This window comes from Enterococcus mundtii, from assembly GCF_003957375.1.
Lineage (GTDB): Bacteria > Bacillota > Bacilli > Lactobacillales > Enterococcaceae > Enterococcus_B > Enterococcus_B spodopteracolus.
In genome coordinates, this window is sequence record NZ_CP025473.1 from 975,365 (window position 1) to 991,028 (window position 15,664).

Annotated in this window: 13 protein-coding genes and 5 tRNA genes; 14 read left to right on the plus strand and 4 right to left on the minus strand. The window is 38.0% G+C overall.

From position 1 onward, the window contains the following. Positions 1 to 38: 38 nt before the first annotated feature. The 5 genes from CYK55_RS04985 (at position 39) to CYK55_RS05005 (ending at position 529) form a co-directional block, all read left to right on the plus strand. Positions 39 to 109, plus strand: a tRNA-Cys gene (locus CYK55_RS04985). A 16-nt stretch (positions 110 to 125) separates the two neighbouring features. Then, positions 126 to 210: transfer RNA gene (locus tag CYK55_RS04990), tRNA-Leu, on the plus strand. Positions 211 to 274: 64 nt separating this feature from the next. Further along, a tRNA-His gene (locus tag CYK55_RS04995) sits at positions 275 to 347 on the plus strand. A 9-nt stretch (positions 348 to 356) separates the two neighbouring features. Beyond that, positions 357 to 428: transfer RNA gene (locus tag CYK55_RS05000), tRNA-Gln, on the plus strand. Positions 429 to 445: 17 nt separating this feature from the next. Continuing rightward, positions 446 to 529, plus strand: a tRNA-Leu gene (locus tag CYK55_RS05005). Positions 530 to 1,073: 544 nt separating this feature from the next. Here the strand turns inward: CYK55_RS05005 and CYK55_RS05010 are convergent. Further along, entirely contained in the window at positions 1,074 to 1,310 is a 237-nt protein-coding gene (locus CYK55_RS05010; protein ID WP_034690159.1) for a hypothetical protein, read from the minus strand. A gap of 374 nt (positions 1,311 to 1,684) precedes the next feature. Next, positions 1,685 to 1,966 carry a helix-turn-helix domain-containing protein gene (locus tag CYK55_RS14055; RefSeq protein WP_080693181.1) on the minus strand — a complete coding sequence of 94 codons (282 nt, stop codon included), beginning with the start codon at positions 1,964 to 1,966 and terminating at the stop codon, positions 1,685 to 1,687. Positions 1,967 to 2,780: 814 nt separating this feature from the next. Between CYK55_RS14055 and CYK55_RS05020 the strand changes: the two genes are divergently transcribed. Continuing rightward, positions 2,781 to 3,629 (plus strand): discoidin domain-containing protein, encoded by an 849-nt coding sequence (locus CYK55_RS05020; protein WP_126134016.1) that lies wholly within the window; start codon positions 2,781 to 2,783, stop codon positions 3,627 to 3,629. A 3-nt stretch (positions 3,630 to 3,632) separates the two neighbouring features. Further along, complete coding sequence (locus tag CYK55_RS05025; protein ID WP_034690156.1) at positions 3,633 to 5,306, plus strand: hypothetical protein; 1,674 nt, start codon at positions 3,633 to 3,635, stop codon at positions 5,304 to 5,306. A gap of 174 nt (positions 5,307 to 5,480) precedes the next feature. Here CYK55_RS05025 and CYK55_RS05030 read toward each other — a convergent pair whose 3' ends face one another. Further along, a complete protein-coding gene (locus CYK55_RS05030; RefSeq protein WP_034690155.1) occupies positions 5,481 to 6,536 on the minus strand; it encodes a LacI family DNA-binding transcriptional regulator in 1,056 nt (351 codons plus the stop codon). A 332-nt stretch (positions 6,537 to 6,868) separates the two neighbouring features. On the opposite strand from CYK55_RS05030, the gene CYK55_RS13565 reads away from it, so the two are divergent. The 7 genes from CYK55_RS13565 to CYK55_RS05065 all read left to right on the plus strand — a co-directional run bounded on the left by CYK55_RS13565 (position 6,869) and on the right by CYK55_RS05065 (position 13,963). Then, positions 6,869 to 7,174 (plus strand): hypothetical protein, encoded by a 306-nt coding sequence (locus tag CYK55_RS13565; RefSeq protein WP_200868975.1) that lies wholly within the window; start codon positions 6,869 to 6,871, stop codon positions 7,172 to 7,174. Further along, positions 7,083 to 8,870, plus strand: coding sequence for a DUF2264 domain-containing protein (locus CYK55_RS05040; RefSeq protein WP_126134017.1), 1,788 nt, complete (start codon positions 7,083 to 7,085; stop codon positions 8,868 to 8,870). Before CYK55_RS13565 ends, CYK55_RS05040 begins: the two co-directional genes overlap by 92 nt. Before the next feature lie 11 nt (positions 8,871 to 8,881). Then, complete coding sequence (locus tag CYK55_RS05045; RefSeq protein WP_126134018.1) at positions 8,882 to 10,015, plus strand: glycoside hydrolase family 88 protein; 1,134 nt, start codon at positions 8,882 to 8,884, stop codon at positions 10,013 to 10,015. A 35-nt stretch (positions 10,016 to 10,050) separates the two neighbouring features. Next, entirely contained in the window at positions 10,051 to 11,316 is a 1,266-nt protein-coding gene (locus CYK55_RS05050) for an ABC transporter substrate-binding protein (RefSeq protein ID WP_034690151.1), read from the plus strand. Between the two features lie 219 nt (positions 11,317 to 11,535). After that, the gene (locus CYK55_RS05055; RefSeq protein WP_126134019.1) at positions 11,536 to 12,432 is read left to right on the plus strand and encodes a carbohydrate ABC transporter permease; all 897 of its coding nucleotides are present in this window, start codon (positions 11,536 to 11,538) and stop codon (positions 12,430 to 12,432) included. A 13-nt stretch (positions 12,433 to 12,445) separates the two neighbouring features. Then, positions 12,446 to 13,282, plus strand: coding sequence for a carbohydrate ABC transporter permease (locus CYK55_RS05060; protein WP_034690148.1), 837 nt, complete (start codon positions 12,446 to 12,448; stop codon positions 13,280 to 13,282). Between the two features lie 12 nt (positions 13,283 to 13,294). Continuing rightward, positions 13,295 to 13,963 carry a hypothetical protein gene (locus CYK55_RS05065; protein ID WP_034690147.1) on the plus strand — a complete coding sequence of 223 codons (669 nt, stop codon included), beginning with the start codon at positions 13,295 to 13,297 and terminating at the stop codon, positions 13,961 to 13,963. Positions 13,964 to 14,087: 124 nt separating this feature from the next. On the opposite strand, the gene CYK55_RS05070 is transcribed toward CYK55_RS05065, so the two are convergent. Beyond that, entirely contained in the window at positions 14,088 to 15,308 is a 1,221-nt protein-coding gene (locus CYK55_RS05070; RefSeq protein ID WP_034690146.1) for an MFS transporter, read from the minus strand. Positions 15,309 to 15,664 lie beyond the last annotated feature (356 nt).

Here is a 15,664-nt window from a genome sequence, read left to right on the forward strand (position 1 = left end):
TCCTATAAATATTAATTTATAGCTTAAAATAGTATAATGGCGGTATAGCCAAGTGGTAAGGCAGAGGTCTGCAAAACCTTCATCACCGGTTCAAATCCGGTTACCGCCTTAGTACTAATTACATTGCCGGCGTGGCGGAATTGGCAGACGCGCTGGACTCAAAATCCAGTGCCCGTTGAGGGCGTGCCGGTTCGACCCCGGCCGCCGGTATTAACTAAGATGACCACATCTTAGTTTTTTATTCGGAAATTAAATAACAAATTATTTTAATATGGCGGATGTGGCGAAGTGGTTAACGCATCGGATTGTGGCTCCGACACTCGTGGGTTCGATTCCCATCATTCGCCCTTTATTATTGGGGTATAGCCAAGCGGTAAGGCAAGGGACTTTGACTCCCTCATGCGTTGGTTCGAATCCAGCTACCCCAGTTTTTAGCTATTTATTTGCCGGCGTGGCGGAATTGGCAGACGCGCTGGACTCAAAATCCAGTGATCTCACGATCGTGCCGGTTCGACCCCGGCCGCCGGTATTTTGGCACTAACGTAGTCTATACGTTGGTGCTTTTTTCTTTGTTAGACGTTGTCGACACTGAGACACATATACGAACGGATCATATACGCCAGGAAAATACCCATTGAATTATTTTGAGATTTAAAATAATTCAATGGGTATTTTTTATAAATAAATATCAAGTGATTGAAATAGCCTGTATAATTTGTTGTGGAAGTAGCTGAATTTAAATGAGTGATTCTATCCATTAGAAGCGTCCAATCCTCTTGTGTAGGAATATTAGGCAAATGGTGAATCGGACAAGGGAGTTCCTCGTTTACATGTGGATCATAGTCGTAAATGATCAGATGGCTTGATGATCATCGATTTCTTTTTTTTGTCACTGGTTGTTCAATCAAAAATTTGACTGAGCTTTGTCGCAAGAAGGGTAATTCTGCTTCTTGAATAATATAATCGTCCATCGAGAGGCAACTTTTTACCCACAGAGGTTTTTGTGATTTGATCTTTAAAATCGTTGCATGGAACGTGATTAGACTAGCTGCTAAATGATCAAGATGTGGAACTCAAATATCGGATGTACTTTTAATCGCTCTAAATGCTGAAGCCAAAAGTGAAAAAGCCCTGGGTATTTTTTCTTTCATTAAATCAATCAAAGCAACAGAAGTCATTTCATATGGTGGACTCATCTTTGAGATCAATCTCGTATTAATCAAGAAGGCTTCGATTTTATTTAAAGCACCACTATCCAGCATCTTTTTTTGAAAAACCTGTAATAAAAAACGTTGGACGGCTTCGATCACCCCTATACCTTCTAGACAACGGAAGGCGTAGGTTCGTTCTTCATCAAATCCTTGCCAATTCGAATAGAGACACAATGTAAGAAAAAAGATACAGCCATAGTGATTCTGATTCAGGCATCGTTAGCTTGAAGAGTGAAGAATAATAGGAGGCAATCAGCTGTTCAATCAGCTGATCGGCTCGATTTTTTTTGACTAAAGCAAAGGTGCTATTGTTAAAGTAACAAACATTTTTAGACTGTCCTCTAACTTTACCAATCGATAACCAAAGTGAAAAACGAAAATGGCTAAAATGTAGAAAAGTTATCCTACTTTTTCGACCATGAGCGATAATTGATTGCATATGATGATTTCTATCAGAATCGATGATTTGACTATCACCAAAGGTTGAATAAAAAGAAAAGAGTAAAAAAACGACTATCTTCTTCATTGCCAATCAAAGTGAGCGGATTGGTTGCTTTCGATATGCGATACTCTTTCAGTACTTCATTCATATAACGAATGATATTGAAAATTGAACTACGAGAGATTATCAAGTGGTCCGATAATTGTTCTGTACTATACGTTTTGTTGTGAAGCAATAGGGCCATCATACGATAAATGATTGTATCTTTAGCTAGTATAGTAATGACTGAATCGACAGAGATTTTTTTGTGGATCTATTTGTAAGAATCCTTGTTCATTTTTAATAATCTGAAAATCAATCGTAGATAAGGAATGATTGATAATATCGATATCTTTTCGTAAAGTTGGTTTTGATGGTCCTAACTTTTCTAAGGATTAAGTTTTTACTCTGGTGCGTACGTATAAATTGTAGTAAGTTATACTGTCGTTTGAATTGATTATTTAATTGTAATGTCATAGGTAAATTATTCATAAGAGAAACCTTTCTTTAAGACAAATATAGAATTTGAAAATAAGTACACTTTAGAAGATGAAAATATAGTTATTACTAATAGTGTATTAGTTATTTAAAATTTAATCATTTTCTTCATTACTTCCACATGGTTATTCAACTATTGTCGATGAGCGATGATTTAGTTAGCTCTTTTTAGTGTTTTTTTTTGATACTACTTATTTTTAAACGGTAAAACTCATTTGTAAAATTAGAAGAAATACTATTTTAAATAGACAAAACGTTATGTTGAATATTATTGGAATTAAATTTAATAATGAATATAATTGATTTTATGTAATTTTAGTTAGTGATATAAAGTGATTTATTTTCTTAATCTATACTAATTCTAAATAAAAAACTTATTTTATGGATATAAATATGTAGTGAGATGTTCAGTTGGTAAAACTGAGTTTTAGCAGTAGTAGCAAGTTTGAATCTGAATTTATTAGAAATGGAAACAGTATTTCTAACTAAATAACGAAAATTTAATTACTAAATATTTAGTAAAATAAATCGTTTTCTTTTCTTGCCAGTCACGTTATAATAGATAAAAATGATCACTAGGGGGTAGTGAAATGACGAAGTTAACATTAGCGATTTATGATAAAGAAAGAGTTCCAAGAAAAAGTTTTCAAGGAGAAGAAGAAATAGAAAAAGATTTGGTGGTGACAGCAGAAAATTTTGTACATTTGTCTATGAGAAAATTTGAGTACCAAGAAGGAGATCAAATCGTTGTTGAAATGGACGAGTCTGGGAGGTACCTATGGGTCAAACTAGATGAAACTTTAGAAAGTTCACTGATCTATCTACCGGGAAATAAATGGACCTATGAAGTTTCATTTCATTCCAGTCGTATCAAAGCTAGACCGGAGACTCGTTTTTCTGGGGGACGTCATTATATAAGTGTTCGTTGTGCTTCTGAAGAGGAAGTGAAAATGTATCGTAATTTAGCGTTGAATCCGCATGATCAAAAAGAAGAGACTGGTGCGTATCCACATGCGAGTGCAAATGTGGAAACGCGGAATGATGCCACTTTCTTTGCGTGTAATGCGATCGATGGCGTATACGCGAATCATTCTCATGGTTCATACCCCTTTCAATCTTGGGGCATCAATCAGCAGGCTGATGCAGTTTTGACGATTGATTTTGGCCGAGAGGTCCAATTGGATAAAGTTGGCTTTACATGGCGAGCAGACTTTCCCCATGATAGTTACTGGACGAATGTGACGATTCAGTTTGACGATGGAACTAGTGAAACGTTTGCGACCGAAAAAACAGCTCAACCACAATATTTTTCATTTAGTGCAAGAAAGACCAAAGCTATTCGCTTTTGTGATCTTATTCAAGCGAATGACCCATCGCCGTTTCCTGCATTGACGCAAATTGAACTGTGGGGGATGAATAATCAGCCGATGAAAGGATGAGCAATGAAAAAATACTTTTTGAAGCAACTGTCAGAAGCCAAAAAAGAGTATCTTACGAATAAAGTAGTTCCTGAGTTGCCAGTCTCGGGGTATAGAGAGTTTTTGATGACTGGAGAGCGATTGGTTTTTGAGAAGGCTTACTTTGCAAGACGTAAACATGCTACTGTCTTGGCGTTGTCCTTATTGCAAAAAAAAGAAGCCGAAGTAGTTGAAGGGTTAGAACAAGTTTTGTGGGCGATCTGCAATGAGTATAGTTGGAGTTTACCAGCTCATTTACCAATTGAAGCGAATCACTTTCGTGTGGATGCACCGATATGGATCGATTTATTTGCAGCTGAGACAGGACAAATGTTAGCAGAGATAGTCAAGTGGTTTGAGAAAGAATTATCTGAACTATTGACGTTTCGAATCCGGTCGGAAGTCGATCGACGACTCTTTGTTCCTTTTGTAACAAACACATGGCCGTTTGAATCATTTGAAAACAATTGGAGTGCGGTTGTAGGTGGTTCGATTGGTATGGCTGCCTTGGATATACAAGAAAAAGACGGTGAATCACAAGCGGAGATAGTGAGGAAGGTAGATCGTTGTATGGCCTCTTATTTACGAAGTTTTGGGATGGATGGCGCATGTGAGGAAGGCGTCAGTTATTGGGCATATGGATTTGGTTATTATATTTATTTTGCAGAAAAGTACCAACAAGTTTATGATGATGACCGCTATCTGTTGGGTGATAAAGTGAAAAAAATCGCGGCTTTCCCTAATGATGTGATGCTCGCTGAAACAGAGGCTATACTGTTTTCCGACTACCACCCAGCGGAGTTACCAAGTGGATTATTGAGTTTCTGTCAGGAAAGGTTTCATGTCGCAATTCCCGAAGTTGTGAGAATCAATGACTTAGATTTTGATCATTGTTATCGTTTTGCCCATTTATTACGTAATTTACTCTGGTCAAAAAGACATATTGTGAATGATCAAAAAGAAGTCCTTCATTATTTTGAGGATGTAGCATGGGGCGTTCTTCAATCTTCGAAAGAAAATTTGGTGTTTGCAGCAAAAGGAGGACGAAATGATGAAAGCCATAATCATATAGATATTGGTCATTTCGTATTTGGTACGAGAGAAGACTTATTTCTTACCGATCTTGGAGCAGGAGAATATACAAAAGATTACTTTGATGAAAAAACACGTTATCTTTTCTTAGTGAACAGCGCACTTGGGCATAGTATTCCTATCGTTGCGAACAGTTACCAATTACCTGGAGCTGTTGCGGCAGAACATACGAGTTTTCCATCAACGAGAACTGGTGGAGTCTTCAAGACAGAATTGGCTTCCACGTATCCTTCGCAGATAGGACTACGCCAGATGGATCGGACAATAGAAGTGGATCGTTCGAAACGACAGCTTGTTTTGAGTGATGCTTTTACATTCGAAAAAGAAAATCAGTTAGTTATTGAAAATTTTATAACGACGAATCCAGTGGAAGTTATAGGGAAAACGGTATGTATCACAGGAGAAAAAGAAAAGTGTGAGATGTATTTTTCAAAACCTGTGCAGTTGATCAGAGAAAGTTATTACGATCACTATGGCCAAAAAAATGAAGCTACGCTGATCCAAGCGTCTTATCAGTTGCTGAAAGAAGAAACAATCCAGATCAAGATTGCGGTCAAAAGTAAGTGAGGGCACGTGATTATCAGCGGTAAGCGTGCGACTTTTTTATTGAATGTGACACACATATCCTCGAAACCGAATAAATGGTGTTTCAGAAGCAATTCCTTCATAGATAAGCTAGAAAACCCAAAATTTTGAAAAATTAGGGTTTTCTAGCTTATTTATCGGAAGTTCATCTATCTATCATGAGTTCTTTTTATTTGGTGAGGTAGTTGAGCCACGGACGATTAATTCTGTATCTAATAGGATTCGTTTCGCAATACCAGGGGAGTGGATACGTTCGTGTAAAAGATTGATACCTGTTTCGCCCATTTCTTTCGTATAAGCTCTAACCGTTGAAAGGGGTGGCGTGATGTAGCGAGAAATCGATAAATCATTGATGCCCATCACGCTGATGTGTTTTGGTACTTGGATATGATGAGCATTCAATGTATGGATGATACCGATAGCGAAAGCATCATTTGCGGCTAAAATGGCAGTTGGTAGATCGTCTTGCCATTGTGCCAAGGCTTTTTCTGTCAGTGATTCACTCGTTTTGACGTCGAGAGAACTATTTTCTTTGACGAAAAAATAGTTTTCGTCAAATAGCTGATGATGTTTCATCATATCGATATACGTATTTGTCGTTGGTGTTTTGTAGGTTCGATATCCATAGAGATTAGCACTTTCTTCTGCACCGATATAGGCAATCTTTTTATGTCCTAAATCTAAGAGATGAGTAAGTGCGACTTCAGTGGCTTGACCAAAATCAGTATTGACACAGTCATAATCATGAAAAGGAAAATTTGATCCGACGACGCATAGATTTGGCGCAGTAGTATTTAATTCGTCGATTTTTTCTTGCGTGAATTTACCGATTGCTAAGATGCCATCGACTGCTTGGATTTGATGTTGTTCGTGTTGGGAAAAGTTAATGACGTGATAGCCAAGTTCCACCGCACGTTTCTCGGCAGCTAAACGAATGGACATGTAATAAATATCTTCTAGTTCTTCGTCACTCGTGCGCCAAGTAATCAAACCAAGGACACCTTTTTTTTTCAACAGTTCATTTGCTGAGTGGGAATTGCCATTTTTTTTTGTCTTCTTTTTATATTTAGTGTAGTTCAGCTTTTCTGCAATTTCGAAAACTTTACGTTTGGTTTCTTCTGTTGCTGAGAGTGTATCATCATAATTTAATACGCGTGAAACAGTAGAGATCGATACGCCTGCTTCCTTTGCGATGTCGGTGATCGTCGCCATAAGCTACCTCCGGATAATAGACTTTATTAATTATAGTATAGGTAATTTCAGTAAAAAAAGAAAGTAAAAATATTTATTTTTTTACCAAAAAAGCGTTGACTTTTTACTGATTTTAGGTAAAATTTAGTAAAAGAAAACGATTTCATCGGGAGGGGAGCCAAATTAAACGATTTCTCTTCGGATTACAATTTATTACTATCGTTATTTTTTGTACAGGATGTCAAACAAATAGCCGACAACAAGAGAAGGCTTTTGAAAATCAAATCAAAGAAGAAATCCAGCAAAAGGCGCATGTTTTTACTGAAAAAGAATATCAGTCAGCAGAGGTTCCATTGCATCAGTGGGTAAAAATCGAAGGAAAAATTATACGATCAGATGGTCAAGAACAAATAGCAAAAGGCGATCGCTTTATTCTGAGAAGTGGTTCAAGTGATTACCAAGTATTCAATGAACAAGCAACAACAATCAATGTGGGCGATGAAGTGCTCGTTTACGGAGAATATTATGGGTTTATCAAAGGATTTTTTATTGAAAGGGAGAATATACATGCAACAATTTCGTACAAAAAAACAATGGCAAGAAAATTTTCGCCAGCTAATGGCACCGTTACGTCCTTATTACAAAAATCAACCGGGTAAATTAAAACTAGGAACACATGGGACCGTCTATTCAGAGGCAACAAGAGAAGTTGAAGCATTTTTACGGCCACTCTGGGGATTTGGTCCTTATCTGGTCGACGAAGAGGACGCTGAATTAGCATCTGATTATCTGAAAGGAATCATTGCAGGGACTGATCCAAAGAGTGATGAGTATTGGGGCACGGTAACAGACTATGACCAGTTGATTGTCGAGATGGCTTCAATAAGTACGACGTTACTTTTGAATCCTGAAAAAATCTGGGGACGTTTAACTTCGATAGAACAGACGAACCTGGCAGAATGGTTATTCACAGTGAATTTGCGTAAGATACCTAAAAATAATTGGTATTTTTTCCGTATATTGGTGAATATCGCATTGAAAAAATGTGGCAAATCCTACTCACAGCAACAAATCGATCAAGATTTTGAAGCGATCGAGCATTTTTACAATGACAATGGTTGGTATTTTGATGGGTCAGATACGCAATATGATTACTACGTCTCATTTGCGATCCATTATTACAGCTTAGTATATGCCCATTTTATGGCAGAGGAAGATCCAGTCCGCACAAAGCGAATCAAAGAGCGGGCCGTTCTTTTTGCTCAAACATTTAAATATTGGTTTGATGCCAATGGCGAAGCATTACCTTTTGGTCGTAGCTTGACATACCGCTTTGCCCAAGCGAGCTTTTTCAGTGCCTTGGTGTTCGCGGATGTAGAAGCACTCCCTTGGGGTGAAATCAAAGGGTTGCTTAGTCGTCATTTAGAAAACTGGATGGATAAAGAGATTTTCTCGACAGATGGGCTTTTAACTATTGGATATCATTATCAAAATCTAGTGTTTGGAGAAGGGTATAACGGACCGGGTTCTCCCTATTGGGCAATGAAGAGTTTTCTCTTATTGGCTGTACCTGATGATCATCCGTATTGGCAAGCAGAAATATGTCCACTACAAATTGAAGAAAAGACACGAGCACTGCCGGAAAGTAAAAATTTTTACCAATACAATCAGTCATTAACTCATCTTCAAGCTTTTCCAGCTGGGCAGTTTGTCAATCAGCAAAGCTTCCCACATGCCAAATATAGTAAGTTCGTCTATTCGACACGCTTCGGTTTCAGTGTCCCAAAATCTGATTATTGGTATTACGAAGGTGCCTACGACAGTACGTTAGCTTTGGAAAAAGATGGTCATTATTTCCGTCCGAAAGGGTTAGATCTAGATTTTTCTGTTCTACCTGATCGTATCATCCATGAATGGTCTCCGTGGGAAGACGTCAAAATCCATTCCACGATCGTTCCACTGGAAAACTGTCACGTCAGAGTCCATGAAATTGAAACAACAGATTCTATACATGCGTATGACGGAGGTTTTAGTGTCCCTCTCGAACAGACTTTGCCAAAAGCAGACGCGTTAAGTATCGAAGCAAAAACAAGTATCGGAACCTCAAAGATTGAGGGTATCATCGGGTACGAAAAAGCGGATGTTGTGCGAACAGAACCAAATACGAATCTCTTTTACCCACGTACGATGTTACCTTTTGTCTCAGCTGAGATCTCCTCAGGCAAACATTTGCTTGTGTCTCTTGTTTCTGGGACTTTACCTGATGAAACAGTGATTCAGCCAGTTATTGAGCAAAGAGGACAAAAATTACTGATCCAACAAAAGAATCAAACAATCGAACTAACGATTAGATAATGGAGGTAGGAATGACACAATTTGATTGGTTGACACATGAAATTGATTTTGTAACTAATAAAGTCAAAAAAAATCTGCCACTTTTTCAAGATACCGTACCACCTGCTGCGAGCGTAGACCTTGTCTACGTTCCAGAGGAAAACACGGATTGGACAGCTAGTTTTTGGATAGGGATGCTCTTCCTAGTAAAAGAACTGACGAATGACCAAGCGGTTGATGCAACGATCGAAAAACAATTGGCATCTTTTCGCCAACGCCTTGAAAATGACATTGCGCTTGAAACGCATGATATCGGTTTTTTGTACACACTCTCAGCAGTAGCTGATTATCAAGTGAACCGGCGGGAATCTTCAAAAGAATTAGCTATTCAAGCAGCGGATCGGCTGATGAAGCGTTATGACGTTAATACACAGATTATTCAAGCTTGGGGAGATTTAAAGGATGAGCACCAACGTGGTCGTATGATCATCGATTGTCTGATGAACTTACCGCTTCTGTATTTTGCATCTAATATGACGGGAGAGAGCAGTTATAAAGAAGCTGCCTATGCCCATGCCAAACAAACACAACGTTACATCGTTCGTGATAATTTTACGACATACCATACGTATTATTTTGATCCGAAAACTGGCAAAGCAATCGGTGGTAACACACAACAAGGGTTTTCAGATGATTCTTGTTGGGCGCGTGGGCAAGCATGGGGAATCTATGGTTTTACACTGAGTTATAATCATACAGGTGATTACACGTTTTTAGAAACAGCCAAAGGACTAGCTGACTATTTTATTGACTGCTTACCAGAAGACACTATCTGTTATTGGGATTTAGTATTTCATGATGGCAGTGGTGAAGAAAGAGACACTTCCGCTGCGGCAATCGCGGTGTGTGGTTTATTGGAACTGGCGAAGCAACTGCCATTAAGCGATCCGAAAAAAGAATATTATCAAACTGTTGCTATCACAATTATGAAAACGTTATCAACTGATTATACAAGTGTGGATTCACCACAATCGAACAGCTTGTTACTTGAAGGAGTCTATGACAAAAAATCAAATAAAGGAGTGAAGGAGTGTATGATCTGGGGAGATTATTACTATGTAGAAGCCCTGATAAGACTGAAAAAAGTTTGGTACAGTTACTGGTAAAAAACTAAGATGAAAGAAATGGAGGGAATTGGAATATGAAGTTTTGGAAAAAAAGTTTAGTTGCTGGATTACTTGTTAGTGGAGGGCTATGGTTGGGGGCATGCGGAAATGAAAACCAAGCACAAGATCAAACGGACGGAACGGTGTTGACAGTCAGTACATGGAATTATGATACTACGCCAGAATTTGACAAACTTTTTCGGGCATTTGAAAAGGAAAATCCTGGGGTAACAGTGAACCCAGTAGATATTGCTTCTGATGATTATGATACGAAATTGACCACGATGTTAGCAAGCGGAGATTCGACAGACGTGTTGACGATGAAAAATCTATTGTCGTATTCAAACTATGCATTAAGAGATCAATTAGTCGATCGATCTTCGCACATCAAAGATTTAGACACAGACCCTGCCATGGAAAGCTACGAGATGTATGATATTGATGGGAAAACCTATGCGCAACCGTATCGTACAGACTTTTGGGTGCTTTATTATAATAAAAAGTTATTTGATGAGGCAGGATTGCCTTATCCAGATAATCTGACTTGGGAAGAATACGAAGAGTTGGCGAAAGAACTTTCAAAACCAGAAGAGCAAGTATACGGTGCTTACCAGCATACTTGGCGCTCGACCGTCCAAGCGATTGCTGCTGCGCAAAATAATAAAAATCTGGTTGAACCAGATTATGGCTTTTTAGGTGAGTACTATGACCGTGTATTGCGGATGCAAGAAGACCAAGCGCAGATGGATTTTGGTACGGTCAAGTCGACGAATGTGACCTATCAATCTCAATTTGAAAACTCCAAAGCAGCCATGATGTATATGGGCTCTTGGTACATGGGCGCTTTGTTGACTAATATCGATGCTGGAACAACTGATGTGGAGTGGGGGATTTCTCAAATGCCACAAAATGAAAAAGGAAAGGAAATCCAAACATTTGGGTCACCAACAGCCTTTGCAATCAATAAGAACTCGAAAGAACAAGAACTAGCGCAAAAATTCCTTGATTTTTGTTCGGGTGAAGCGGGAGCTAAAGTGTTAGCAGAAGTAGGTGTAGTACCTTCTTATCGAACAGATGCGATCAATGAGTTGTACTTTAGCCGCAACGGAATGCCAAATGACGAAGTCTCACAAACAGCTTTCAAGCCGGAGAAGATCGCTATTGAGTTTCCAGTGGATGAAAACGGACCAGCTATCGATAAGAGTTTACAAGAAGAACATGAACTGATTTTAGTAGGAGACGAAACACCAAAAGAAGCAATTGGTAATATGGAAAAACGAGTAAAACAAGAAAGTGAATAAAAAGGTGTGTGGCGATTTTGTCTTGAAGGTGTAAGATTTCTTTCATTTTCATATCAAATAAATAAGGGGGATAAATGATTTTCCTCCGCTATCTTGTCAACTATATGCTGAAGGGGCTGTTTCTGCGCCTTCAGTGTATAGCTAACACGAATACCTGTTATTGCCTTTAATGAAAGGGGGAGCGTTAAAAGAACCAATTGGTTTTTTTGACATCAAGCTATGGAAGTAACGAAGTCAGCTTCACTTAAACTAAAACGTAAAAATACGTTGATTGCTTGGTCATTTATTGCGCCAAATTTTATTGGATTTTTGATTTTTACTTTAGTACCTGTTGTTTTTTCATTGATTTTAGCCTTTATGAAATGGGATTCCTTTAGTACACCTGAATTTGTTGGTCTGCAAAATTTCACTCGCATGTTATCGGATGATACATTTTGGATCTCTCTTAAAAATACCTTTTTGTATACGATCAGTGTGGTTCCGTTGACATTGATATGTTCATTGGGCTTGGCCATTTTATTGAATCAGAAAATCAAAGGAGTCAAATTTTTTCGGACAGCTTTTTTCTTTCCATATGTCACATCATTAGTAGCAATCGCAGTGGTGTGGAGTATGTTGTTCCATCCAACCATGGGACCGATCAACCAATTTTTACGTGTGGTTATCGAAAATCCCCCTGGTTGGTTGTCTAGTTCAGATTGGGCATTGACAGCGATCATTATCGTTAGTGTCTGGCGAGGAATGGGGTATTACATGATCTTATACTTAGCTGGCTTACAAGGGATCTCGAAAGAATTGTACGAAGCAGCTGCAATGGATGGTGCGAATAAATGGAAACAATTCAGCCACATCACCGTGCCTGAATTGCGCCCAACAACCTTTTTTGTGACAATCATGTTGGTTATCAACTGCTTCAAGATTTTTGACCTTGTTCAAGTGATGACTGATGGAGGACCGGGGCGTGCAACCAATGTGTTAGTTTATCAAGTTTATAGTGAAGCGTTCGTAAAATTCAATTTCGGCTATGCTTCAGCGATTGCTATGGTCTTGTTTGTTATCGTCCTTGTGATTACAGTCATCCAGTTTAAATGGAATCAGATCCGAGAGAAAGTGTAAGGGAGGAGAACGGATGATTAATCGATCAGAAAAAAAATCATTTCATAAAATTTTAGTATTTACGTTACTTCTAATTTTTTCACTGCTCACCTTGATCCCTTTTATCTGGATGATCTCTGCATCATTCAAAGCGAACAATGATGTCTTTTCGGTTCCGATCCAGTGGATACCAAAAACCTGGCATCCAGAAAACTATTCGGTCATTTGGACACGCATTCCATTATTGACCTTTTTCAAAAATACAGCCATTTTAAGTATCGTGATCACGTTGATCCAGTTATTTACATCCAGTTTTGCTGCTTATGGTTTCTCTAAAATGCATTTTAAAGGAAGAAATCTTCTTTTTCTTGCATATATTGGTACGATCGCTGTTCCATGGCAATCCTATATGATCCCACAATTTATCATGATGCGGCAATTAGGATTATCTGATACGTTACTTTCTTTGATTTTGTTACAAGCATTTAGTGCATTTGGCGTATTTTTATTGAAACAATACTATAGTAGTATTCCCGATTCACTTTGCGAAAGTGCAAGAATTGATGGATTATCCGAATGGGGCATTTATCGCAGGATCATCTTACCATTGACTAAACCAGCTTTGGCTAGTTTGACGATCATCACTTTTGTCAATACATGGAATGACTACATGGGACCTTTTATTTATCTGTCATCTACAGAAAATAAAACGATCCAATTAGGATTAAAAATGTTCGTTGGGTTGTATGATACGGAATATGCCTTGATTATGGCAGCATCTGTGTTGTCTGTTTTACCAGTTGCGATTGTCTTTTTAGCCATGCAAAAATATTTTGTTGAAGGTATTGCTTCTTCTGGGGTCAAAGGATAGAAAGGAAAGGCTATGTTTAAAAAGCAAACATTTGAAACGAATGTTTACATGAAGCTGTTTCGTTTAGCATATAGTTTTCTGGCGGGGAATCTATGCTTATTACTTGTGAATCTCCCATTTTTTTTAGTCGTAGTAACTACTGCGATCGATATAAGGAATAGCCTCTTTTTCTTAGGAAGTCTGTTTTTTTTCTTACCTGCCATCATGACAACTTTTGTCTGGTTTGTCGAGGGAATCCAAGAAAACGAAGCCCCAGTCAAAACTTTTTTTCAACTGTATCGCTGGGTATGGAAAAAAAGTATGTACTTAGGTGGTTCAGGATATCTTGTAATCGCGATCTCTTTTGTCGATATCCTGTTTTTCAAGGACCAGCCAATCGGAATATGGCTCATTCCTTTATTTTTTATATTTATTATCTTAGCCATTAATCTGATGATCAATAATTTTTATTTCCAAGTGAAAAATCCAGAAATCTCCATACGAGAAATCTACCATGTCTCTTTCTATTATGTATTGAAAAAGTGGTACATTAGTTTATTGAATACTATTTTGGTGTTTCTTTTGTTGATCGTGATGGTCGTTAAGCCCCAATTTGGTTTCTTGGTTACACCCTGCTTATTTTTAGGTTTGATTTATTTGAATTGCAAGCAGACGTATCGCTATCTAAATAAAAATCAGTAGCTGTTAACAAAAAAATGAAAAACGAATAGGCCCCCAAAGGTTAGAACAAAAATCTATCTTTTGGGGCTAATCATTTTGAACAATGGTCATTGACTCGAAGACATCGGGAGAAGGTCAATAGAGACTAGAAACGAAAGCTTTTTCCGACCAATAGCCATAGGACAAGGGGTATCAGGATCAGTCCGCTTGCAATCATGATCCAATCAATTGAAATGACATCTGTCAATGGACCTAAAATCAACATCGTAGCCGGTGAAGCAATACTGATTGCCATTGTTACTAAACTCATGACACGCCCCATATGGCTTTGATCTGTTTTTGCCTGAAAGAATGAAACCATAGCAGTTCGTGAGATGGGCACAACAAAACCAATTGCTACCATCATGGCAAAATACAACCAAAAACTTGATGTGATACCTAACATAATAAAAGGAAGGATCAATAATGAATAACCTAAAGCAATCGTTTTGATTTTATTTTTGAACCCTCCCCAAGTACTCATCACAGATCCTCCAACTAACATCCCAGAAGCAAACCCAATCTCAGTGGCCGATAGCTGCCATAGTCCCTCATGAAAATTACGAGTGATTTGTAAAGGCGCTAAGTTTGCAGCGGGTGTAGAAAATATGCTGCCCATAAAACCAACAAGGATCAGTGCGAGCAGGATTTTATGAATACGTAGGTATTTGACACCTGAGTTTATTTCGGATAACACGTTTATTTTATTTGTTTCTTGAGATTTCATTTGGGGAACTGTTACTCGGAAAAACAGCATAGTCACACCGATAACCGCTGTCACAAAGTCGATCATCAATATCATCTCTAAAGGTAAAACTGTCAGTAATGTCGCTGCTAATGCAGGACTTGCAAGCATTATTACAGCTTGGATCGCTTGATCAATACCGTTGACTCGTACTAAGTGCTTTTCTGTGGTAATTTGCGGAATGAGCGAAGAGACAGCAGGCGTTTGAAATCCTTGGCCTACAGAGCGAATGAATATCAGACCTAATAATAAGAAAAGATTATGCGCCATTTCTTTATCCATAATCAATAGGATGGCCATGACCAAAGAAGCAAGTGCAACGCAGCTATCAGATAAAATAGCGATTTTTTTTCGGTCGTAATGATCAGAAAGTGCTCCTGCAAAAGGCATGACCAGCACCATTGGTAAGATGCCAATAACGTTCATCAACCCAACCATCGTTCCTGATTGGGTTGATAATGTGACATGCCAAATAATAGCATACTGTACCAACATCGTTCCGATCATTGAGATGGCTTGCGATGTTAGTAAGTATGCTATGTTCGTTTTCCAATTCTTTTCATCATAAATAGTTTTTGACATTTGTATTCTCTCCCTTTTGATATAAATCATGTGCTTAACAATTTATATGCCCAAAAGGGTTTTTCGGAGAATGTGTCCTAATTGCTGTCACGAATTTATCATATCTAAAAAAATTTGTAAAGAACAAACAGGAAGAATTTTTTTTGAAACGATTTATATGTGATCCGCAACTAGTCTATAGATAAACATGTAAACGGTTATGAATCTAAAAAGATCTTTTATTAGAAATGTAATAAATAACGATATAAAAGTGGTATGATGATTTACATAATACATTATTATAAGTTGTAGTAATGAAATTAAATCCTTGAATATAAAGAGTAATCAATAGCTGAAATTTTGGATTTGCTGGAAAG